The sequence below is a fragment of the Pigmentiphaga sp. NML030171 genome, assembly GCF_002188635.1.
Taxonomy (GTDB): domain Bacteria; phylum Pseudomonadota; class Gammaproteobacteria; order Burkholderiales; family Burkholderiaceae_B; genus Pigmentiphaga; species Pigmentiphaga daeguensis.
Genome location: NZ_NINX01000039.1, coordinates 294,949 through 314,900 on the forward strand (window position 1 = coordinate 294,949; position 19,952 = coordinate 314,900).

Genomic DNA, 19,952 nt, shown 5'->3' on the forward strand with positions numbered 1-19,952 from the left:
GCCCAAAGGACATCATGCAGATAGACATCGTCAACGCGGAGGCCACCGTCTTCTCGGGCGAAGGCAACTACGTGCAGCTTCCCGGCAAGGACGGATCGCTGGGGATCCTGCCCGGCCACATCCCCCTGCTGACACTGCTCAAGGAAGGAATGATCACCATCCGGCGCGCCGAAGGCGATGAATACGTCTACGTGTCGGGCGGCCTGGCCGAAGTCATGCCTCGCGGCATCACGGTCCTGGCCGACACCGCCGTGCGCACCACGGGGCTGGACGATGCGCGGGCCGAGCAGGCGCGCGCCGCGGCGCGCGAGCGCATGCACGACCGCCTGGACGCCATGCGCTATGCCGCCGCGCGCGCCGAGCTCGTGACCAGCCTGGAATTGAAACGCGGCCGCTGAGCCGCCTCAGTCGGAAATGCTGGGCGCCCAGAAAACCTGGGCGATGGCGGGATTGCGGCCCAGCTTCTCGGTGACGCGGTCCAGGTCGCTGCCGTGGATGGAGGTGGCCATCAGCGTGGCCTTGATCTCGATCTCCTCGTCGCCGAAGGGCACGACCTCCAGGTCGGCCAGCGGATAGTTCGCCTCTTCCAGTTCGGCCTCCAGCGCCGTCAACGCGGCGCTGCGATGGGCCGTGCCGGTGATCACGTGGATGATGCTCGTCACCTCGGAGGACAGCACGTCCACCGGCTGACGATTGAAGGTATTGACCACCGGCCGCAGCAGCGTGTTGGCGGCCAGCACGAAGATCGTGGCCAGCACGGCCTCGGCGATGAGATCCGCACCCGCGCAGGCGCCGATCGCGGCCGATCCCCAGAGCGTGGCGGCGGTGTTCAGGCCGCGCACGTTGCCCTCTTCCCGCATGATGACCCCGGCCCCCAGGAACCCGACGCCCGAGACCACGTACGAGGCCACCCGCGCCGCGCCGTCCGAGCCCGCGATGCGCATGGCCATGTCGACGAAGATGGCGGCGCCCAGAGCCACCAGCACGTTGGTCCGCAATCCGGCGGTACGCTGCCGGTACTGTCGCTCCAGCCCGACCAGGGCCCCCAGGATGAACGCGCTCGTCAGGCTGACGAGCGTGTCGAGCAGATCCAGCGTCTGGATGTTGGCGATTGCCTTCATGGGACCTCGTGGGTTGTTCTTGTCGTCGACCGGAACGGGCCGGTGCCGCGCGTCCGGCCTTCGCAGGATAGCGCGGCCCCGCCGGCGTTTTTATTGCAGTTGTTCGTAATGCACACGCTGGATGTCGGGATGGCGTCCCAGGCCCAGGGCCACCGAGTTCAACGCGCCGCGCAGGTGCGGCGCGCATTGCAGCGTGACCGACATCCGGTGGATGTCGTCGCCGGACGCGGCGCTGGCCACGCGCATCTGCGAGATGCGCAGGTCGCGGGCCGACAATTCGGCGTGCAGGTGCTGGCGCAGCCTGTCCAGCCGCGGGCTGGCGCTGAACACCGTCAGGCGATAGGACTGGAGCTGCTTGCGCGGGGCGCGCGCGGCCTTGCCGCCCCATGCGCTCAGGATATGGGCGAAACGCATGTTGACCTCCTGGCAGACAGGAAGACGGACCATGCCGCTCGGCATACGCGGGGAAGCTGCCCGGAGGCAGGAAAAAAGATGGGAACCCTGGCAAAGGGACGACCGCATCCTGGCTTGGCAGGACGCGGCAGACAAATCTGCGGACCTGCTAAGCGGCGTTTGCCGGAACGGCGGAACTACTGCCGTCGTTATCCACGACTTGCCTCAAGAAAGATTGGAATCCTTCGATTTTAGCCCAGTCGCGGCCTAGGGACAACCCTAGGCGTCAAACGCTTCGCCTGCTTCAACCGCCTTCGGCATGCCGCGGAAACTGTTGGTAGACCATGCGTACCCAGTCCTGGATGTAGCGTTCGTAGTGCGCCGCGTCGTGTTGCCAGAGATTGTTCAGGGCCATGCCGCGCACCAGATTCAAGGACAGGTTCAGCGCCAGTTGCGCCTGCTCGCCGGAAAAACCCGCCTTCCGGAACACCTCCAGCCAAAGCGTGTTGGTCGAGGAGCGGTAGCGCTCCATCACGGGCAGGATCTTGCTCATCAGGTCCGGGTCGGTCCGCGCCACCATGATGACCTCGATCGCGGCGATGAACGGCCAGTCGAAGTAGACGCTCCAGCAGTCCTTGATGAAGCCCTCGATGGGGCGCTCGATCGCCTCGGGCGTATGGGCCTCGCGCTGGCCGCGGCGTATGGATTCCTCGTAGATCTCGGCCGTCGCGGCCACCACCAGTTCGGCCTTGGTCGCGTAGTGGTGCATCAGGGCGCCGTTGGACATGCCGGCGCAACGCGCCACTTCCTTGGTGGTCAGGCCGTTGTAGCCCGAGCGCATCAACACCTCTATCGTCGCCGCCAGCAGGCGCTCGCGCGCGTCGCGGCTGCGGTTTGCCTGCGTGCGCCGCGGGCGCGCGCGCGCCGGTTCGGTCTCGGGCGTGGGGGACATCGTCTGTGGGCGGTTGGGTGGCATCGCTCCCGGGCATCCTCGATACGGCCAAGGCCGCATCTTAGCCTCCCCTGCCGGCCGCGAGGCAGGCCTAGGGTTTTCCGCCACTTACAAACCGATCACTCTGTTTGTATAAATCTCCCCACGAAGCCATTCAAGACGAACGCAAAAGGAGACACCCATGTCCTTCGTGAAGAACACCTGGTACGTGGCCTGTTGGAGCGACGAGGTCAAGGCCGGTGAACTGTTCACCCGCACCCTGCTGGACGAGCGGGTCGTGTTCTACCGCCGGCCGGACGGCACGCCGGTGGCGCTGCGCGACCGCTGCCCCCATCGCTTCATCCCGCTCAGCATGGGTAGGCTCCGTGACGACGTGGTCGAGTGCGCCTACCACGGCCTGCAATTCGACAGCAGCGGCGCCTGCGTCAGGAATCCTCACGGCGACGGCAGGATCCCCGCCGCGGCCCGCGTGCAGGCCTACACGGTGCACGACCGCCACGGCATGCTGTGGATCTGGATGGGCGAGGCCGCCGCCGACCCCGCGCTGATCCCCGACTACGGCATGCTGGACGAAGGCTCGGGCTATCGCACCAGCCGCGGCCGGCTGCACATCAACGCCAACTACGAACTGATGGGCGAGAACCTGCTCGACCTGAGCCACATCAGCTTCCTGCACGAAGGCCTGCTGGGCAGCCCCGAGCAGGTCCATGCCAAGCAGGAAGTCGTCCAGGACGGCGACCGCCTGCAATGCAACCGCTGGATGCCCAACGTATCGGTGCCCGGCGTCTTCGACATGCTGTTCCGCCGCGACGGCCAGCCGGTGGACATGTGGACCAACATGCGCTGGGATCCGCCCGGCTGCTTCCTGCTGGACACCGGCGTGCACGCGCCGGGGGAGTCGCGCGAACGCGGCGCCTGGTACTACGGCATCCACATCCTGACCCCGGAGACCGCCCGCACCACGCACTATCACTTCGCCGCCGCTCGCCCGCCCGGCCCCGAGCTGGATCCCGAGACCAACGCCCGGCTGGCGGAAATGCGCCGCATCGCGTTCGAGGACCAGGACAAGCCCATCATCGACGCGCAGCAGGATGCCCTGGGCGAGAACGATTTCTGGGACATGAAGCCCGTGCTGCTGAACGTGGACCTCGGGCCGGTGCGCATGCGCCATACGCTCGAACGCCTGCGCAAGGCCGAAGCCGCGGCCGCCCAGGCGCGCTGACCCGTTTTTTGCCGGCCGCGGCGACGTATCGCGGCCGCCTTCCCCGGCAGGCCCGCCCTGCCCCACCACCAGGAGACAGACATCATGCACCACCGCTTGCGCAGCGTGGCGGCCGCGGCCGCCCTGATCACGGCCTGTGGCGCCGCCCACGCCCAGGCGCCGATCAAGATCGGCTTCATGGGGGAACTGACCGGCCCGCAGGCCGCCGTGGGGCAGGACCAGCTCGACGGCTTCATGCTGCTGGTCGAACGCAACGGCGGCAAGCTGGGCGGCCATCCGGTCGAGATCCTGCGCGAGGACACCCAGCTCAAGCCCGACGTGGCCAACCAGGCCGCGCGGCGCCTGGTGGAGCGCGAGAAGGTGTCCATCGTCACCGGCATCTCGTTCTCGAACGTCATGCTGGCCGTGCACAAGTACCTGACCGACCGCGAGGTCTTCGTGATCGGCTCGAACGCGGGCCCCTCGCAGATCGCCGGGCCGCGGTGCTCGCCCTACCAGTTCATCACCTCCTGGCAAGGCGACCAGGCGTCCGAAGCGGTGGGCCAGTACGCTGCCGACAAGGGCTACAAACGCGTCGTCGTCCTGGCCCCCAACTACCAGGCCGGGAAGGACACGGTGGCCGGCTTCAAGCGCTACTACAAGGCGCCGCTGGCCGACGAGGTCTATACCTCCTTGCAGCAGCTCGACTTCTCCACCGAACTGGCTCAGGCCGCCGCCCGCCAGCCCGATGCGGTATTCGCGTTCTTCCCCGGCGGCCTGGGCGTCAGCTTCGCCAAGCAGTATGCGCAGTCCGGCCTGCAGAAGACGCCGCTGCTGTCGACCTTCACCATCGACGCCATCTCGCTGCCGGTGCTGGGCGAATCCGCGCAGGGCATGATCAGCGGCGGCTTCTGGGCGCCCGATTTCGACAATGTCTCGAGCCGCCGTTTCGTCCAGGCGTTCGAGCAGCGCTACAAGCGCATCCCCTCGAACTACGCGGCCCAGAGCTATGATGCGGCGCTGCTGCTGGACGCTGCCATCGCCCGGGTCCAGGGCCGGGTAAGCGACAAGCCCGCCTTCATGGCGGCCTTGAAGCAAGCCGATTTTCCTTCGGTGCGAGGCGAGTTCCGCTTCAACAACAACCACTTCCCCTTGCAGGACATGCACGTGCTGCAGGCGGTCAAGGACGAACAGGGACGCATGACCCTCAAGACGCTGGCCACTCCCTTCCACAAGCAGCCCGACGCCTACCACCGGCAGTGCCCGTTGTCCTGACGCCCGGCGGCCGGCGTCCCGGGGATGTCGCGGCAAACCAACATTCACCCAAAAACGACAGCAACGGCAAGCCCGGCCGCCTAGACTATGCGAACTCTGGCGGCCGTCCCCCGGCCGCGGGCTGCCCGCGGGCCCGCATCGGCGCCCAGCGGCGTTGTAGAACCTGCGGGATCCGACATTGAAATCTCAGCTTTTTGCCCGCCTGGCCGGCGCCCTCGGCCTGTGCGCGGTGTTTGCCGCCTCCGCGGCACCTCCCCCCGTGATCGTCCTGAACTCGCTGGATGCCTCGGTCAGCATCCTCGATCCCTCGACCTACGCGGAGTTGCGGCGCGTTCCCACCGGCAAGGAACCCCACCACCTGTACCTGACGCCTGACGAGAAATCGCTGCTGGTGGCCAATGCCGGCAGCGACTCGCTCACTTTCTTCGATCCCGCCACCGGCAACGTGCAGCGCACGCTGACCGGCATCGTCGACCCCTACCAGCTCCGTTTCTCGCCCGACATGAAGTGGTTCGTGACCGCGGCGAACCGGCTCGACCACATCGACATCTACCAGTGGAACGGACAGGCCGGATCGGCCGACCCCAAGCTGGTCAAGCGCATCCCCGCCGGCCGTACGCCCAGCCACCTGACGATAGACAGCAAGAGCCGCAACCTGTACGTGTCGCTGCAGGACAGCGACCAGTTGATCGCCATCGACCTGGCCACGCAGACGCCGCTGTGGACCATTCCTTTGGGCAAGACGCCCGCCGACGTCTACATCACCAGCGACGACCGCTACCTGCTGGTCGCCCTGACGGGCGACAGCTACGTCGAGGTCTATGACCTGGCGGCCTCGCCCGCCAAGCTCGTCAAGCGCATCCCCACGGCGGCCGGCGCGCACGCCTTCCGGGCCCAGGGCGACGGACGGCACCTGTTCGTCAGCAACCGCGTGGCCAACACCATCAGCCGCATCGACCTGCAGACCCTGGCGGTGGTCGACGCCTATCCCGCCCCCGGCGGCCCGGACTGCATGGAAGTGCTGGCCGACGGCAAGACCCTGCTGGTCACCTCGCGCTGGGCCAAGAAGCTCACCGTCATCGACACGGCCACCCGCAAGGTCGTGCACCAGACCAAGGTGGGCCGCTCGCCCCATGGCGTCTGGACCTTGTCCCATGCGCCGCGCCAGTAGCCTGGCGCGCGCGGGCGCGGCCGCCCTGCTGCTGGCTGCCGCTGGCGCCCAGGCCGCGGAATGCGCCCGCCCGGTCTACCTGACCTTCGACACCGGACACATGGGCGTCGCCCCGCTGGTGGCCGAGGTGCTCGACCGCCAGCAGGTCAAGGCCAGCTTCTTCCTGGCCAACGAAAAGACCCGCGACGGCGGCACCAGCCTGGACGACCGCTGGGCGCCCTGGTGGAAGGCCATGGCGGCGCGCGGACACGTCTTCGGCTCGCACACCTACGACCATGTGTACTGGCTCGCCAACCTGCCGGGCGGCGGCTTTCGCGTCAAGCCGACCTTCGGCCCGCAGGCCGGACGGGTCCAGGCCATGAGCGTCGAGGCCTATTGCGCCGAACTGGACCGCAGCGCCGCGCGGTTCAAGGAAATGACCGGGCAGTCCATGCTGCCGCTGTTCCGCGCCCCCGGCGGCAAGACCTCGGCCGCCCTGCTCCGGGCCGCCGAAGACCGCTGCGGCTATCGCCACGTGGGCTGGGCCGACGCCGGCTTCCTGGGCGACGAGCTGCCCAGCGACAAATACCCCAACGCCGCGCTGCTGGCGCGCGCCTTGCGCAACATCCGTCCCGGCGATATCTTGATGGCGCACCTGGGCATCTGGTCCCGTCAGGACCCCTGGGCGCCGGCCGTGCTGGAACCGCTCATCACCGGGCTCAGGCAGAAGGGTTACTGCTTCGCCACGCTGGCCGACCATCCGCAATACCGGGCCTGGCTGGCCACGCATCACGTCCATGGAACTCCTTAGCGATCTTTTTTCCGGCATGCAGCAGTGGCTGTTCGAGACGCTCGTCCAGCCCCTGCTCTTTCACCTCGGTCTCGGCAGCATCCTCGAGGACGCCTACGACGGCACCATGTGGCTGCTGCTCGGCGTCGTGCAACTGATCATCATGCTGGCCGTGTTCGGTCCCCTGCAACGCTGGCGTCCCGTCGAAAAAATCGTCGACCGGACCTCGGTGCGGCTGGACATCCTGTACACCGCCATCCACTCGCTGGGCCTGTTCCGGCTGGTGCTGTTCTTCACGACCCAGCCGCTGGCCGACCACGTGTTCGGCCAGCTGCACGTGCTGGGATTCTCGCCCTTCCATCTCGACGAGATCTGGCCCGGGGTGACCGACCGCGCCTGGGTCAGCCTGATCCTGTACCTGCTGATCTTCGATTTCGTCGACTACGCCTTCCACCGCGCCGAGCATCGCTTCCAGTGGTTGTGGGCGCTGCACGCCGTCCACCACAGCCAGCGCCAGATGACCATGTGGTCCGACAATCGCAACCACCTGCTCAGCGACCTGCTGCGCGACGCGATGGTCGTGCTGGTCTCGCACCTGGTGGGCGTGCCGCCCGGACAATTCGTCATGGTCGTGATCATCACCCGGCTGGTCGAGAGCCTCTCGCACGCCAACCTGCGGACCGGCTTCGGCCGCATCGGCCAATATCTGGTAGTGGGGCCGAAATTCCACCGGCACCACCACGCCATCGAACCTCCGTCCCTGCCCGGCCGGCCCGAGGCCAACTACAACTTCGGCGTCCTGTTCCCGATCTGGGACATCCTGCTGCGCACCGCGCGCTTCGACGGCAACTACGGGCCGACCGGCATCAGCGACCAGCTTCCCGAGCACGGCGGCCGCGACTACGGCCGCGGCTTCCTGGCCCAGCAATGGCTGGGGCTCAAGCGGCTGCTGGGCGGCGCGCCCGGCCGGAGCTGAACGGGCCGACGATATAATCCCGGTTTCCAACGAGGACTTCCTAATGCTTGAACAGAACGCCTTCTCCCGTGAAGACCTGCTGCGCTGCGCGCGCGGCGAATTGTTCGGGAAAGGCAATGCGCAACTGCCGGCCCCCAACATGCTGATGATGGACCGCATCACGCACATCTCGGACCAGGGCGGCAAGTACGGCAAGGGCCAGGTGATCGCCGAACTGGACATCCATCCCGACCTCTGGTTCTTCGCCTGCCATTTCGAGGGCGACCCGGTCATGCCGGGATGCCTGGGCCTGGACGCCATGTGGCAACTGGTGGGCTTCTTCCTGGGCTGGCAGGGCAACCCCGGCCGGGGCCGCGCACTGGGCTCGGGCGAAGTGAAGTTCGTCGGGCAGGTGCTGCCGACCGCCAAGAAGGTGACCTACACCATCGACATCAAGCGCACCATCAACCGCACGCTGGTGCTGGGCATCGCCGACGGCACCATGAGCGTGGACGGCCGCGAAATCTACACCGCCGAGGGACTGCGCGTAGGCCTGTTCACTTCCACCGATTCGTTCTGACCGCACGGCCCGGAGCGCCCCTGCGCTCGGGCCGGCATTCCCCGGGGAGACTTTCCATGCTGTACGACGTTCGCACCTACACGTGCCGGCCCGGCACGATCAAGAAACAGCTCGAGCTCTACCAGGAACTGGGCTTCGAGGCGCAGCGCAAGCACCTGGGCGACCCGGTGCTGTACCTGCAGACCGAGACCGGCAACGTCAACAGCTTCACCCACATCTGGGCCTACCGCGACGCCGCCGACCGCATGGCGCGCCGCGCCGCGCTGCAACAGGATCCGGACTGGCAGGTCTACCTGAAGAAAAGCGTGGAGATGGGCAACCTGGTCTCGCAAGAGAACCACTTGATGGTGCCCACCCCTTTCTTCAAACCGTAGGGTAGGCCCCCCCTACGCCCTTCGGGCGCCCCCCAGGGGGCGATGCGGGTGGACCGGCGGAGCCGGATCCACCGCATCCTGGGGTACCAACGGGCTGGCGGGGGACTGGCGCTCTTACCTCTTGTCAGCGTAAACGAGAACGGCCCCGCATCTGATGCAGGGCCGTTCTCGTATTCGCGGTCGCCCCAGACCCAGGGCACAGCGGATCCGGCTTTGCCGGTCCGCCAGTGCCGCCCCCTGGGGGGCGCCCGAAGGGCGTAGGGGGGGACCTCTACCTCTACCCTGATCGCTCGCGGAAGGTTTTTACGCTGCCTTCCGCGTCGACCTCTTCCAGGCGGACCTTGAATCCCCATAGCCGGGCCAGGTGCTTCATCACCTGGTCGGCATCCTCGGCCTGCAAGGGCCTCCCCCGCATCGTCACGTGGCGCAGGACCAGGGACCGGTCGGAATCCCGGTTGTAGCGCACCACCTGGATGTCCGGCACCTGCATGTCGCGGTTGTGCTGGTCCGCCAGCAGCCGGCGCACCCGCCGGTAGCCGTCGTCATCGTGGATGGCCTCGACTTCCAGCTTGGGGTTGGACTCGTGGTCGGCGATCGCGAAGAAGCGGAACTCGCGGATCAGGCGCGGCGACAGGAACTGCGCGATGAAAGACTCGTCCTTGAAGTTGCGCATCGCGAAGTCCAGCGTCTTCAGCCAATCGCTCCCGGCGATGTCGGGGAACCACTTCCTGTCCTCGGGGGTGGGGTTCTCGCAAATGCGGCGGATGTCCTGCATCATCGCGAAGCCCAGGGCATACGGGTTGATGCCGCCGTAGCCGCGCTGGTCGAAGCCGCGCTGCGCCACCACGTTGGTGTGGCTTTGCAGGAACTCGATCATGAAGCCGTCGTTGACCAGCCCCTTCTCGTGCATGCGGTTCAGCAGCGTGTAGTGCCAGAAGGTCGCCCATCCCTCGTTCATGACCTTGGTCTGGGTCTGCGGATAGAAGTACTGGGACAGCTTGCGGACAATGCGCACCAGTTCCTTCTGCCAGGGCTCCAGCGAAGGCGAGTATTTCTCGATGAAATACAGGATGTTCTCTTCCGGCTCCGGCGGGAACACCGCCGGCTTGCCCTCGCGCTCGACGTGGTCGCGCGTGGGCACGGTGCGCCACAGGTCGTTGTACTGCTGGCGCGCATACTCCTCGCGCTCGGCCTGGCGCTGCATCTCTTCCCGGTAGGAAATGGGATGCGGCCGCCGGTAGCGGTCCACGCCGTGGGCCATCAGCGCGTGGCAGGAATCCAGCGTGGCCTCGACGGCGCTGATGCCGTATTTTTCCTCGCAGTCCATGACGTACTTGCGGGCGAACACCAGGTAGTCCAGCACGCCGTCGGCCTCGGTCCACTGCCGGAACAGGTAGTTGCCCTTGAAGAAGGAATTGTGGCCGTAGCAGGCGTGCGCGATCACCAGCGCCTGCATGGCCATGGAATTCTCTTCCATCAGGTAGGCGATGCAAGGGTTCGAGTTGATGACGATCTCGTAGGCCAACCCCTGCACGCCACGCCGGTAGGCCTGCTCGTTGCGGATGAACTCCTTGCCGTAGGACCAGTGGGGATATCCGATAGGCAGGCCGACCGAGGCGTACGCGTCCAGCATCTGCTCGGAAGTGATGACCTCGATCTGGCTCGGATAGGTGTCCAGCCCGAACTCCCGGGCCACCTCGCCGATGGCTTCGTCATAGCGCTGGATCAGCTCGAAGGTCCATTCCGAGGTGGTCGAGATGGGCTGGACCGCCCGGGCGGGCGGCGCTTCGCGCGGCGGATGGACGGCGCTCATGCGGTCTCCTTCCTGAACAGGTCGTGCAGCACGCCGAATATCTCGCGCCGCTCGCGTATGCGCCGCATCGCGAAGTGCGGCGCCGTCTCGCGCTCGTACTCGGCCCACAGGCTGCTCTTGCGCATCTCGTCCACGTCGGGAATCTCGATATAGGCGTAGTAGCGCGTGAGCGGCAGCAGGTGTTCGGACAGGAAGCGGGCGCTCTTGGCCGCGTCCGCGCCGAAGGAATCGCCGTCGGTGGCCTGCGCCGCGTAGACGTTCCAGGTGGCGGGCGAGTAGCGCTCGGTCACGATCTCGTGCATCAGCTCCAGGGCCGAGAGCACCACCGTGCCCCCGCTCTTGGGATCGTGGAAGAAGGTCTGCTCGTCCACCTCTTCCGCGTTGTCCGTGTGGCGCACGAACACCAGGTCGACGCGTTCGTACTTGCGCGACAGGAATAGGTACAGCAGCGTGAAGAAGCGCTTGGCGAGGTCCTTCTTGTTCTCGTCCATGGACCCCGAGACGTCCATCAGGCAGAACATCACCGCGCGCGCCACCGGCGATGGTTCGACCACGCGATGCCGGTAGCGCAGGTCCAGCGAATCGAGGAACGGCACGCGCGCCAGCCGGGACCGGTGCACGTCGATCTCGGCGCGCAGGGCATCGAGCTCGTCTTCCGGGGCCCCCGCCTCTTCCGACTCCTCCAGCTTCTGCTGCGCCTCCTGCAGCCCCAGCCGCGACCCGCCGCTGAGCGCGATGCGCCGCGACAGCGAGGTCTTGAGCGTGCGGCCCACGCTCAGCGTGCTGGGCGACCCCGTGGTGGTGTAGCCCGCGCGCCGCCACTTCTGCTGGTTGATCTCGCCTAGCTGGGTACGGACCAGGTGGGGAAGCTCCATGTCCTCGAAGAAGAGGTTCAGGAACTCCTCCCGCGACAGGCTGAACGTGAACGGATCCACCGAGTCGCCCTCGCCCGGCTCGGAAGGATCGCCATCGTCGCCGCCCCGGGGCCGGTCGATCTTGTCGCCCTTGGCGAACTCCCGGTTGCCGGGATGGACGATCTCGCGATCCCCGCCCCTGCCGTAGCGGAAGCTGGGTTCGGAGATGTCCTTGGCCGGGAGGTTGATTTCGCCGCCCTGGTCCATCTCTTCGATGGACCGTTCCTGGACCAGCTCGCGTACTGCCTTGCGTATCTGGTCCTTGTACCGCCTGATGAAGCGCTCCCGGTTGACAGCGCTCTTGTTACGGCCGTTGAGCCGCCGATCGATGAGTGAATTCATATTCACCTAGCTCACGAAGACTTCCTCACCCGCAAGTACCACTCGCACAGCAAGCGGACTTGCTTTTCGGTATAGCCTTTCTCGACCATCCGTTCGACAAAGCTCTCGTGCTTGCGCTTGTCCTCGACCGAGGCCTTGGCGTTGAACGAAATGACCGGGAGCAGATCCTCGGTGTTGGAGAACATCTTCTTCTCGATCACCTCGCGCAGCTTCTCGTAGCTGGTCCACGCGGGATTGCGGCCGCCGTTGTTGGCACGGGCGCGCAGCACGAAGTTCACGATCTCGTTGCGGAAATCCTTGGGATTCGCGATGCCCGCCGGTTTCTCGATCTTCTCGAGCTCGGCGTTGAGCGCAGCGCGGTCGAAGCTCTCGCCCGTTTCCGGGTCGCGGAACTCCTCGTCCTGGATCCAGCAGTCGGCGAACGTGACGTAGCGGTCGAAGATGTTCTGTCCGTACTCCGAATACGACTCCAGGTACGCCGTCTGGATTTCCTTGCCGATGAATTCCGCGTAGCGCGGCGCCAGGTAGCCCTTGATGTGCTCCAGATAGCGCCGGCGGATCTCGTCGGGATAGTCCTCGCGGCCGATGCGCTGCTCCAGCACGTACATCAGGTGCACCGGATTGGCGGCGATCTCGGTCTGGTCGTAGTTGAAGACGCTGGACAGTATCTTGTAGGCGAAGCGCGTCGAGACGCCCGTCATGCCCTCGTCGGTGCCGGCGTAGTCCTTGTATTCCTGCAGGACCTTGGCCTTGGGATCGACGTCCTTCAGGCTCTCGCCGTCATAGACCCGCAGCTTCGAATAGATGCTGGAGTTCTCGGGTTCCTTCAGCCGGGTCAGCACCGAGAACTGCGCCATCATGTCCAGCGTGCCCGGCGCGCATGGCGCCTCGGCCAGCGAACTGTTCTGCAGCAGCTTGCGGTAGATCTTGACCTCTTCCGACACCTGCAGGCAGTACGGCACCTTGACGATGTAGATACGGTCCAGGAACGCCTCGTTGTGCTTGTTGTTGCGGAAGGTCTGCCATTCGGACTCGTTGGAATGCGCAAGGATGATCCCGTTGAACGGGATGGCCGAAAACCCTTCGGTGCCCTTGAAGTTGCCTTCCTGGGTCGCCGTCAGCAAGGGATGCAGCATCTTGATGGGTGCCTTGAACATTTCAACGAATTCGAGCATGCCCTGGTTGGCCAGGCACAGCCCTCCCGAATAGCTGTAGGCATCGGGATCGTCTTGCGAGTAGCGGTCCAGCTTGCGGATATCCACCTTGCCGACCAGCGAGGAGATGTCCTGGTTGTTCTCGTCGCCCGGCTCGGTCTTGGCGATGGCGAGTTGCCGCAGCACCGAAGGCTGGAGCCGGACCACGCGGAACTGCGAGATGTCGCCGTCGAATTCGTGCAGCCGCTTGATGGCCCAAGGCGACATGATGCCGGTCAGGTAGCGGCGGGGTATGCCGTATTCCTTCTCGAGCTGGTCGCCGAAGCGGTCGGGGTGGAACAGGCCCAGCGGCGACTCGTTGACGGGCGAGCCCTTGAGCGCGTAGATGGGGTGCGCTTCCATCAGCGCCTTCAGGCGCTCGGCGATAGACGACTTGCCGCCGCCGACCGGTCCCAGCAGATAGAGGATTTGCTTGCGTTCTTCCAGCCCCTGGGCCGCGTGCTTGAAGAACGCCACGATCTGGTCGATCACGTCCTCCATCCCGAAGAATTCCTTGAAGGCGGGATAGCGCCGGATCATGCGATTGGAAAACAGGCGCGACAACCGTGGATCGTTGCGCGTATCGACCAGCTCGGGCTCGCCTATCGCGGCAAGCATGCGCTCGGCCGCACTGGCGTAGACCATGGGATCCCGGCGGGCGAGGTCCAGGTACTCCTCGAGAGAAAGTTCGGTTTCCTGCGTCTTGGCGTATTGAGACTTGAACCCTTCGACGATGTTCAGCACGGACAACCTCCAACAGCGAGTGAATGAGAACTGCCTACACGACTCTGTTGTTGTTAGTGCCGGTCGAGCCGGCTTCCGGTTCTTTCCTGCCGGATGAACTTCCTGCCATGCCCGGGGCCGATCGAAACCAGCAACTCCCGATCCTGCCTCGACATGTCCGATCTATTGCGAAACGCTCCTTGGGCGACCTCCTTGCAAACATCATACGGCGCATCCACACGGACGACTCGCTTTCTGTTGCGCACGCACGATATTTTTTTGACGCATCTCCTAGGGGTATACACTCCTAAGGCTGTGAACCAATGGGCAGAGTTCCGCAAACTGCGCGCCACGTTTCATCCCTTTCGATCGTCGCAACCCTATGCAAAATAAAATGCGGCGCACCTTTCCTACACCCTCGAAAATTTGCTATACTTTTTTTCTTTCGGGGCGTAGCGCAGCCTGGTAGCGCACTTGCATGGGGTGCAAGGGGTCGCGAGTTCGAATCCCGCCGCCCCGACCATATACAAGTTCTTGACCTGTATTTGTCGGAACCGAAGAAAAAAAGCCCGGTGGCCACAAGCTGCCGGGCTTTTTGTTTTGCTGATTTGTTTCCAGTCAATGCGAACGGAATCGCCCAGGAAAACGTGAAACTGCCGTGATCCTGCATGGCATCCGACATTGCATTATCTTTTACAAAAACAATCAATAATTTCCGGGCGATTCGTCCGACCAATAACCCTCCTTTTGTCAGGGCCACGTCCGCCAGGCCGTCGCCCACGGCGTTGTAGTGCCCACTAGGGACATCCGCGCCCGGAGGCGGCGCTAGCGCGCGCCCGCCGCCCGCAGCGGCAACGCGGTCTTGTAGCGCACCTGCTTGAGCGCGAAGCTGGAGCGGATCTTCTCGACCTGGGCGATGGGCGACAACTGCTCCAGGATGAAGCTCTCGAGCGCCTGGATGTCCGGCACGGCCACCCGCAGCAGGTAGTCGGCATCCCCCGTCATCAGGTAGCACTCCATGACTTCCTCGCGGGCGCAGATGGCATCCTCGAATACCTGCAGCGCCTTGCGGTTCTGCTGCTTCAGGCTGATCGAGATGAACACGTTCAGGTGCAGCCCCAGTTGCTGCGGGTCGAGCAAGGCGACGTACTGGCGGATCAGGCCGGCGGCCTCCAGCGCCTTGACCCGGGTCAGGCACGGGGATGGCGACAGATGCACCCGGCGCGCCAGTTCCACGTTGGAGATGCTGGCATCGGCCTGGAGCTCGGCCAGGATGCGCCGGTCGATGTCATCGAGATCGATCATGCTTGATTTCTTCCCCTTGAAAGAATTTTCTGCCGCTTATCCCGCTTATTCAAAGAATTTTCGGGGAAAAATTCCGGACCTTCAAGCGTAGAATTTTTCATGAAAAGACGAGGAGAGGCAGGCATGTACGACGAATCCCGGCACCTGGCGCGGCTGGACGGCCCGCGAGCCGACCCCGACCCCATGGAGACCGCCGAATGGCGGGACGCCCTGCTGTCGCTGCTGGAGACGAACGGACCTGAACGCGTACGGCAGATCCTCGACATGCTGGCGCAGGCGGCTGGCGATTCGGCGGTCGGGTGGCGACCGCCGCGCCATACCCCTTACGTCAACACCATCCCCGTCGAGGCACAGCCCCCCTTCCCCGGCGATCTCGCCACCGAAGAGCGGCTGGCCGCGCTGATGCGCTGGAACGCGCTGGCCATGGTGGTCCGCGCCAACCTCGCCCATGGCGAACTGGGCGGGCATATCGCCAGCTATGCCAGTGCCGCCGATCTGTTCGAGGTCGGCTTCAACCACTTCTTCCGCGGCGGCCCGGCCGGCCAGGCGGACCTGGTGTTCTGCCAGCCCCATTCGGCGCCGGGCATCTATGCCCGGGCCTTCCTGGAAGGCCGGCTGCAGGAAGCCGACCTGGCGCACTACCGGCAGGAGATCACCGCGCGGGCGCACGGGGCGCTCGGCCTGTCCAGCTACCCGCACCCCTGGCTCATGCCCGATTTCTGGCAGTTTCCCACCGGCTCCATGGGCATCGGCCCCATCAACGCCATCTACCAGGCGCGTTTCATGCGCTACCTTGCTCACCGCGGCCTGCTGGACACCGCCGGCCGGAAGGTCTGGGGCATCTTCGGCGACGGCGAGATGGACGAGCCCGAGAGCATGTCGGCGCTGACGCTGGCGGCGCGCGAGGGGCTCGACAATCTCGTCTGGGTGGTGAACTGCAATCTGCAGCGGCTGGACGGTCCGGTGCGCGGCAACGGCCGCATCGTCGACGAGCTGGAATCCCTGTTCGCGGGCGCCGGCTGGAACGTGATCAAGCTGCTATGGGGGTCGGACTGGGATGGCCTGTTCGCGCGCGACACCGGCGGCGCCCTGCGGCGGGTCTTCTCGCAGACGGTGGACGGGCAATTGCAGACTTTCGCCGCCAAGGACGGCCGCTTCAACCGCGACCATTTCTTCGGCCAGGACCCGCAACTGGCCCGGCTGGCGCAGGGCCTGACGGACGAGGAGATCGACCGCCTGCGGCGCGGTGGCCACGATCTGGTGAAGATCCATGCCGCCTATCACGCGGCCGCGCGCAGCACGGGGCGCCCCACCGTCATCCTGGCGCAGACCAAGAAAGGCTACGGCATGGGCGAGGCAGGCCAGGGCAAGATGACCACCCACCAGCAAAAAAAGCTGGACCGCGACGCCCTGATCGCCTTCCGCGACCGATTCTCGCTGCCACTGAGCGACGATCAGGCCGCATCGCTGGACTTCCTGCACCCCGGCGAAGACAGCGCCGAGATCCGCTATCTGCATGCCCGGCGCGGCGAACTCGGCGGCCCCGTGCCGGCCCGATCGCCGCAGGCCGATCCGGTGCCGGTGCCCCCGCTGGAACGCTACGCCGGTTTTGCCCTTCAGGCGGACGGCAAGGAAATGTCCACCACAATGGCATTCGTGCGCCTGTTGTCCAGCCTGCTCAAGGACAGCCGGCTGGGCCCGCGCGTCGTGCCCATCGTCGCCGACGAAGCGCGCACCTTCGGCATGGCGGCGCTGTTCCGGCAGATCGGCATCTACTCCAGCGTCGGCCAGCGCTACGAACCCGAGGACATCGGTTCGGTACTGAGCTATCGCGAGGCGCTGGACGGCCAGATCCTGGAGGAAGGCATCAGCGAGGCCGGCGCGATCAGTTCCTGGACGGCGGCCGCCACCAGCTATGCCGTGCACGGCACGGCGATGCTGCCCTTCTACATCTACTACTCGATGTTCGGCTTCCAGCGCGTGGGCGACCTGATCTGGGCCGCCGCCGACCAGCGTGCCCGCGGCTTCCTGCTGGGCGCCACGGCCGGCCGCACCACGCTGGGCGGCGAAGGGCTGCAGCACCAGGACGGCTCCAGCCTGGTCGCGGCGGCCGCCGTCCCCAACTGCCGCGCCTACGATCCCGCGTCCGCCGCCGAAGTCGCTGTCATCATCGACCACGGCATGCGGGCCATGCTCGAAACACAGGAAGACGTCTTCTACTACCTGACGCTGGGCAACGAGAACGCTCCCCAGCCCAGCCTGCCGGCCGAGGCCCGCGAGGGCGTGATCAAGGGGCTTTATCGGTACGGCGTGCACGGCCGGGGCGAGCCCGCCGTGCGTCTCTTGGGGTCGGGCGCCATCCTGCGCGAAGCCATCGCCGCCGGCGAGCTGTTGGCCGACGACTGGGGCATCGCCAGCGAGACCTGGAGCGCGACCAGCTACGCGGAACTGGCACGGGACGCGCGCGCGGCCGAGCGCTGGAACCGCCTGCATCCCGAGCAGCCCGCGCGCCGCAGCCACGTCGAACACTGCCTGGCGGGGAGCGCCCCCGTGGTGGCAGCGAGCGACTACGTGCGCGCCTGGCCGTCGCTGATCGCGCCCCATTGCCCCGCGCGCATGACGGTGCTCGGAACGGACGGCTTCGGCCGCAGCGATACCCGCGGCGCCCTGCGCCAGTTCTTCGAGGTCGATCGTTTCCACATCGTCCTGGCCGCGCTGCATGCGCTGGCCGACGCCGGCTCATGCCCTCGCGAACGGTGCGCGCAGGCCATCGCACGCTACCCGATACGGACCGATCCGCGTCCGGCGTGGGAGGCCTGACGCGCCGGAGATACACCGGCCCAAGCCGGACCGCGCCATTGTTTGCCTCGCCGTTCGCCGCCGTAATATTCTTTGCGGACGATGGAGCGGTCGCAAGAACGAGAATGGAAAAACTGGCCCTTAGCATTGCCCACGACCTGTACGGCGGCGTCCTTGGGCAAGAGGGATGGCATGCGGCGCTCAAGCGTATCCGGAACCTGACGGGAGCCGAATCGGCCTGCACGGTCATCCTGGACCGGCGCGCCCCGGCCGCCGCGGTCGGCGACCACAGCGGCGGGGACGAGCGGGCGTTCGACGAGTACACCAATCGCTACAGCCGCTACGACCCGGCGGAAAACGTGCGCCATCGGCTGCAACTGGGCAACTGGTACATCGACTGGCAGTGGTTCACCCGCCACGCCCTCGACCGTGATCCCTTCTATCAGGAATTCATGCGGCCGTATGGGCTGCGCTCCGTGCATGCCCTTCCCATCCTGAAGAACGGCGTGGCCGAATGCTGCCTTTCACTGCAATTCCCTTTGTCGCAGCCCGACACCGATGAGCCGTCCAAATCCCCGCTGCTGCGCCTGCTCGCTCCACACCTGCAACAGGCCGCGACGTTGCGCCATGAATTCCTGAACTTGCAGCAACGGGCCGAGCTGGCGCAGCAACTGCTCGACGATTTCAGCTTCCCGCTGCTGGCCACCGACGCGCAGGGCCGCGTGTATCTTTCCAACCGGGCCGGCGCGACCTGGCTTTCCCTGCCCGGCAATCCTTTCGGCGCCTCGGGCCTGAAGCCATCGCGGGCCGGGGCGGGTTCCCGGCTTGCCGAGGCGCTCGTGGCTGCCTGTACCCGGCGGACCCGGCTGGCCACCGGCGCCCATGTCGAGTTCGGCACGCCACCGATCCGCTACGCGGTAGTGGCCATGCCGCTGCCAGAACCGATGTCGTTCCCGCTGTCCACGTACGAGCCCCTGGCACTGGTAAAGGTCCATACCCACGATGCCACCCCCATCAGCGCGCATCGCCTGCTGCATGCGCTGTTCGGCATCCCGCCCGCGGAATACCGGCTGTTGCTGTTGTTGATGCAGGGACACCACGTCAAGGAGTGCGCGCAGCAGTTGGGCGTCTCCCAGGAGACGACCAGGACCCAGCTCAAGTCGCTGTTCCGCCGGACCCAGACCTCGCGCCAGAGCCAGCTCATCGACCTGGTGCGCAAGCTGACCTACGGCCACATGGACTGAAACGCGTTATCGCGCCAGGCTGGTCTCGCGGGCGGACTGCAACAGGCTGGCGATGTCGGCCAGCTCGGCCCGGATGGCCTGCAGCTCGGGCTCCTCGATGGACACCAGCGCCACCTGGGGCGCCTCGTCCACGTGTCCGCGCGACTCGTCCAGGCGGTTGCGGGCGCCGCTGATGGTGAAGCCCTGCTCGTACAACAGTTCGCGGATGCGGCGGATCAGCAGCACTTCGTGGTGCTGGTAGTAACGGCGGTTGCCCCGTCGCTTGATGGGCTTGAGCTGGGTGAATTCCTGTTCCCAGTAGCGCAGCACGTGAGGCTTGACGCCACAGAGTTCGCTGACCTCGCCTATCGTGAAATAGCGCTTGGCGGGAATGGGCGGAAGAACGACGGGTGGCTCGATGCGCGCCATAGGACCTCTCAGGACGGATTCTGTTCGCGCAGCGCGACCTGTTCGACCATGCTCTTGAGCTTCTGGCTCGCATGGAAGGTGACGACGCGACGGGCGGCGATGGGGATTTCCTCGCCCGTCTTGGGATTGCGTCCGGGCCGCTGCGGCTTGTTGCGCACCTGGAAGTTGCCGAAACCCGATAGCTTGACCATGTCGCCGCGTTCGAGCGCGTCGCGGATTTCCTCGAAGAAGGTCTCGACCATGTCCTTGGCTTCACGCTTGTTCAGGCCGACCCGCTCGAACAGCAGGTCGGCCAGTTCGGCCTTGGTCAGGGTACGCGTATCGAGCCCGCCCTGCGGCAGGTCGGACTCGGGATCGGCGTCGAGGGAGTCCGGGGAAGCGTAGCTATCGGAAACGAGAGAATGCATAGACACGGATGGG

Annotated in this window: 19 protein-coding genes and 1 tRNA gene; 11 read left to right on the forward strand and 9 right to left on the reverse strand. The window is 65.8% G+C overall.

Features of this window, described 5'->3' with window-relative positions; genetic code table 11:
- The first annotated feature begins 14 nt into the window (after window positions 1–14).
- On the forward strand, window positions 15–398 hold the full coding sequence (gene atpC / locus CDO46_RS20055; protein ID WP_087840228.1) for an ATP synthase F1 subunit epsilon: 384 nt from the start codon (window positions 15–17) through the stop codon (window positions 396–398).
- Between the two features lie 6 nt (window positions 399–404).
- Here the strand turns inward: atpC and CDO46_RS20060 are convergent, their stop codons facing one another.
- The 3 genes from CDO46_RS20060 to CDO46_RS20070 form a co-directional block, all read right to left on the reverse strand.
- Entirely contained in the window at window positions 405–1,121 is a 717-nt protein-coding gene (locus CDO46_RS20060) for an MgtC/SapB family protein (protein ID WP_087840229.1), read from the reverse strand.
- A 90-nt stretch (window positions 1,122–1,211) separates the two neighbouring features.
- Window positions 1,212–1,535: a hypothetical protein gene (locus tag CDO46_RS20065; RefSeq protein WP_087840230.1), complete on the reverse strand. Its 324-nt coding sequence runs from the start codon at window positions 1,533–1,535 to the stop codon at window positions 1,212–1,214.
- A gap of 283 nt (window positions 1,536–1,818) precedes the next feature.
- On the reverse strand, window positions 1,819–2,490 hold the full coding sequence (locus CDO46_RS20070; RefSeq protein ID WP_087840231.1) for a TetR/AcrR family transcriptional regulator: 672 nt from the start codon (window positions 2,488–2,490) through the stop codon (window positions 1,819–1,821).
- 157 nt (window positions 2,491–2,647) lie between these two features.
- Between CDO46_RS20070 and CDO46_RS20075 the strand changes: the two genes are divergently transcribed.
- The 7 genes from CDO46_RS20075 to CDO46_RS20105 all read left to right on the forward strand — a co-directional run bounded on the left by CDO46_RS20075 (window position 2,648) and on the right by CDO46_RS20105 (window position 8,791).
- On the forward strand, window positions 2,648–3,688 hold the full coding sequence (locus CDO46_RS20075) for an aromatic ring-hydroxylating dioxygenase subunit alpha (RefSeq protein ID WP_087840232.1): 1,041 nt from the start codon (window positions 2,648–2,650) through the stop codon (window positions 3,686–3,688).
- An 84-nt stretch (window positions 3,689–3,772) separates the two neighbouring features.
- Entirely contained in the window at window positions 3,773–4,942 is a 1,170-nt protein-coding gene (locus tag CDO46_RS20080) for an ABC transporter substrate-binding protein (RefSeq protein WP_087840233.1), read from the forward strand.
- Between the two features lie 202 nt (window positions 4,943–5,144).
- Complete coding sequence (locus tag CDO46_RS20085) at window positions 5,145–6,113, forward strand: hypothetical protein (RefSeq protein ID WP_087840294.1); 969 nt, start codon at window positions 5,145–5,147, stop codon at window positions 6,111–6,113.
- Complete coding sequence (locus CDO46_RS20090; RefSeq protein ID WP_087840234.1) at window positions 6,097–6,903, forward strand: polysaccharide deacetylase family protein; 807 nt, start codon at window positions 6,097–6,099, stop codon at window positions 6,901–6,903. Before CDO46_RS20085 ends, CDO46_RS20090 begins: the two co-directional genes overlap by 17 nt.
- Window positions 6,890–7,858 (forward strand): sterol desaturase family protein, encoded by a 969-nt coding sequence (locus tag CDO46_RS20095; RefSeq protein ID WP_087840235.1) that lies wholly within the window; start codon window positions 6,890–6,892, stop codon window positions 7,856–7,858. The genes CDO46_RS20090 and CDO46_RS20095 overlap by 14 nt, the downstream gene beginning before the upstream one ends.
- Before the next feature lie 43 nt (window positions 7,859–7,901).
- Complete coding sequence (fabA, locus tag CDO46_RS20100; RefSeq protein WP_087840236.1) at window positions 7,902–8,417, forward strand: 3-hydroxyacyl-[acyl-carrier-protein] dehydratase FabA; 516 nt, start codon at window positions 7,902–7,904, stop codon at window positions 8,415–8,417.
- Window positions 8,418–8,473: 56 nt separating this feature from the next.
- The gene (locus CDO46_RS20105; RefSeq protein WP_087840237.1) at window positions 8,474–8,791 is read left to right on the forward strand and encodes an NIPSNAP family protein; all 318 of its coding nucleotides are present in this window, start codon (window positions 8,474–8,476) and stop codon (window positions 8,789–8,791) included.
- A 277-nt stretch (window positions 8,792–9,068) separates the two neighbouring features.
- On the opposite strand, the gene CDO46_RS20110 is transcribed toward CDO46_RS20105, so the two are convergent.
- The 3 genes from CDO46_RS20110 to CDO46_RS20120 are packed head-to-tail and all read right to left on the reverse strand — an operon-like array spanning window position 9,069 to window position 13,794.
- Window positions 9,069–10,604 carry a SpoVR family protein gene (locus CDO46_RS20110; protein WP_087840238.1) on the reverse strand — a complete coding sequence of 512 codons (1,536 nt, stop codon included), beginning with the start codon at window positions 10,602–10,604 and terminating at the stop codon, window positions 9,069–9,071.
- Window positions 10,601–11,860: a YeaH/YhbH family protein gene (locus CDO46_RS20115; protein WP_087840239.1), complete on the reverse strand. Its 1,260-nt coding sequence runs from the start codon at window positions 11,858–11,860 to the stop codon at window positions 10,601–10,603. The genes CDO46_RS20110 and CDO46_RS20115 overlap by 4 nt, the downstream gene beginning before the upstream one ends.
- An 11-nt stretch (window positions 11,861–11,871) precedes the next feature.
- On the reverse strand, window positions 11,872–13,794 hold the full coding sequence (locus tag CDO46_RS20120; RefSeq protein WP_165962998.1) for a PrkA family serine protein kinase: 1,923 nt from the start codon (window positions 13,792–13,794) through the stop codon (window positions 11,872–11,874).
- A 428-nt stretch (window positions 13,795–14,222) separates the two neighbouring features.
- Here CDO46_RS20120 and CDO46_RS20125 point away from each other — a divergent pair.
- A tRNA-Pro gene (locus tag CDO46_RS20125) sits at window positions 14,223–14,299 on the forward strand.
- A 302-nt stretch (window positions 14,300–14,601) separates the two neighbouring features.
- Here the strand turns inward: CDO46_RS20125 and CDO46_RS20130 are convergent.
- The gene (locus CDO46_RS20130) at window positions 14,602–15,078 is read right to left on the reverse strand and encodes an Lrp/AsnC family transcriptional regulator (protein ID WP_087840296.1); all 477 of its coding nucleotides are present in this window, start codon (window positions 15,076–15,078) and stop codon (window positions 14,602–14,604) included.
- 126 nt (window positions 15,079–15,204) lie between these two features.
- Here CDO46_RS20130 and mdeB point away from each other — a divergent pair, with 126 nt between their 5' ends.
- The gene (mdeB, locus tag CDO46_RS20135; protein ID WP_176400794.1) at window positions 15,205–17,901 is read left to right on the forward strand and encodes an alpha-ketoglutarate dehydrogenase; all 2,697 of its coding nucleotides are present in this window, start codon (window positions 15,205–15,207) and stop codon (window positions 17,899–17,901) included.
- A 104-nt stretch (window positions 17,902–18,005) separates the two neighbouring features.
- The gene (locus CDO46_RS20140; protein ID WP_087840241.1) at window positions 18,006–19,124 is read left to right on the forward strand and encodes a helix-turn-helix transcriptional regulator; all 1,119 of its coding nucleotides are present in this window, start codon (window positions 18,006–18,008) and stop codon (window positions 19,122–19,124) included.
- A gap of 6 nt (window positions 19,125–19,130) precedes the next feature.
- On the opposite strand, the gene CDO46_RS20145 is transcribed toward CDO46_RS20140, so the two are convergent.
- Together CDO46_RS20145 and CDO46_RS20150 are read right to left on the reverse strand one after the other, a co-directional pair.
- On the reverse strand, window positions 19,131–19,532 hold the full coding sequence (locus CDO46_RS20145; protein WP_087840242.1) for a MerR family transcriptional regulator: 402 nt from the start codon (window positions 19,530–19,532) through the stop codon (window positions 19,131–19,133).
- Window positions 19,533–19,540: 8 nt separating this feature from the next.
- Window positions 19,541–19,945, reverse strand: a complete 405-nt coding sequence (locus CDO46_RS20150) for an integration host factor subunit alpha (RefSeq protein ID WP_303395837.1) — start codon at window positions 19,943–19,945, stop codon at window positions 19,541–19,543.
- Between the last annotated feature and the right edge of the window lie 7 nt (window positions 19,946–19,952).

What these genes read in the sequence shown, in the direction of transcription:
- atpC (WP_087840228.1), top strand. Translation starts at nt 15, where the DNA reads ATGCAGATAGACATCGTCAACGCGGAGGCCACCGTCTTCTCGGGCGAA.
- CDO46_RS20060 (WP_087840229.1), bottom strand. Translation starts at nt 1,121, where the DNA reads ATGAAGGCAATCGCCAACATCCAGACGCTGGATCTGCTCGACACGCTC.
- CDO46_RS20065 (WP_087840230.1), bottom strand. Translation starts at nt 1,535, where the DNA reads ATGCGTTTCGCCCATATCCTGAGCGCATGGGGCGGCAAGGCCGCGCGC.
- CDO46_RS20070 (WP_087840231.1), bottom strand. Translation starts at nt 2,490, where the DNA reads ATGCCACCCAACCGCCCACAGACGATGTCCCCCACGCCCGAGACCGAA.
- CDO46_RS20075 (WP_087840232.1), top strand. Translation starts at nt 2,648, where the DNA reads ATGTCCTTCGTGAAGAACACCTGGTACGTGGCCTGTTGGAGCGACGAG.
- CDO46_RS20080 (WP_087840233.1), top strand. Translation starts at nt 3,773, where the DNA reads ATGCACCACCGCTTGCGCAGCGTGGCGGCCGCGGCCGCCCTGATCACG.
- CDO46_RS20090 (WP_087840234.1), top strand. Translation starts at nt 6,097, where the DNA reads ATGCGCCGCGCCAGTAGCCTGGCGCGCGCGGGCGCGGCCGCCCTGCTG.
- CDO46_RS20095 (WP_087840235.1), top strand. Translation starts at nt 6,890, where the DNA reads ATGGAACTCCTTAGCGATCTTTTTTCCGGCATGCAGCAGTGGCTGTTC.
- fabA (WP_087840236.1), top strand. Translation starts at nt 7,902, where the DNA reads ATGCTTGAACAGAACGCCTTCTCCCGTGAAGACCTGCTGCGCTGCGCG.
- CDO46_RS20105 (WP_087840237.1), top strand. Translation starts at nt 8,474, where the DNA reads ATGCTGTACGACGTTCGCACCTACACGTGCCGGCCCGGCACGATCAAG.
- CDO46_RS20110 (WP_087840238.1), bottom strand. Translation starts at nt 10,604, where the DNA reads ATGAGCGCCGTCCATCCGCCGCGCGAAGCGCCGCCCGCCCGGGCGGTC.
- CDO46_RS20115 (WP_087840239.1), bottom strand. Translation starts at nt 11,860, where the DNA reads ATGAATTCACTCATCGATCGGCGGCTCAACGGCCGTAACAAGAGCGCT.
- mdeB (WP_176400794.1), top strand. Translation starts at nt 15,205, where the DNA reads ATGTACGACGAATCCCGGCACCTGGCGCGGCTGGACGGCCCGCGAGCC.
- CDO46_RS20140 (WP_087840241.1), top strand. Translation starts at nt 18,006, where the DNA reads ATGGAAAAACTGGCCCTTAGCATTGCCCACGACCTGTACGGCGGCGTC.
- CDO46_RS20145 (WP_087840242.1), bottom strand. Translation starts at nt 19,532, where the DNA reads ATGGCGCGCATCGAGCCACCCGTCGTTCTTCCGCCCATTCCCGCCAAG.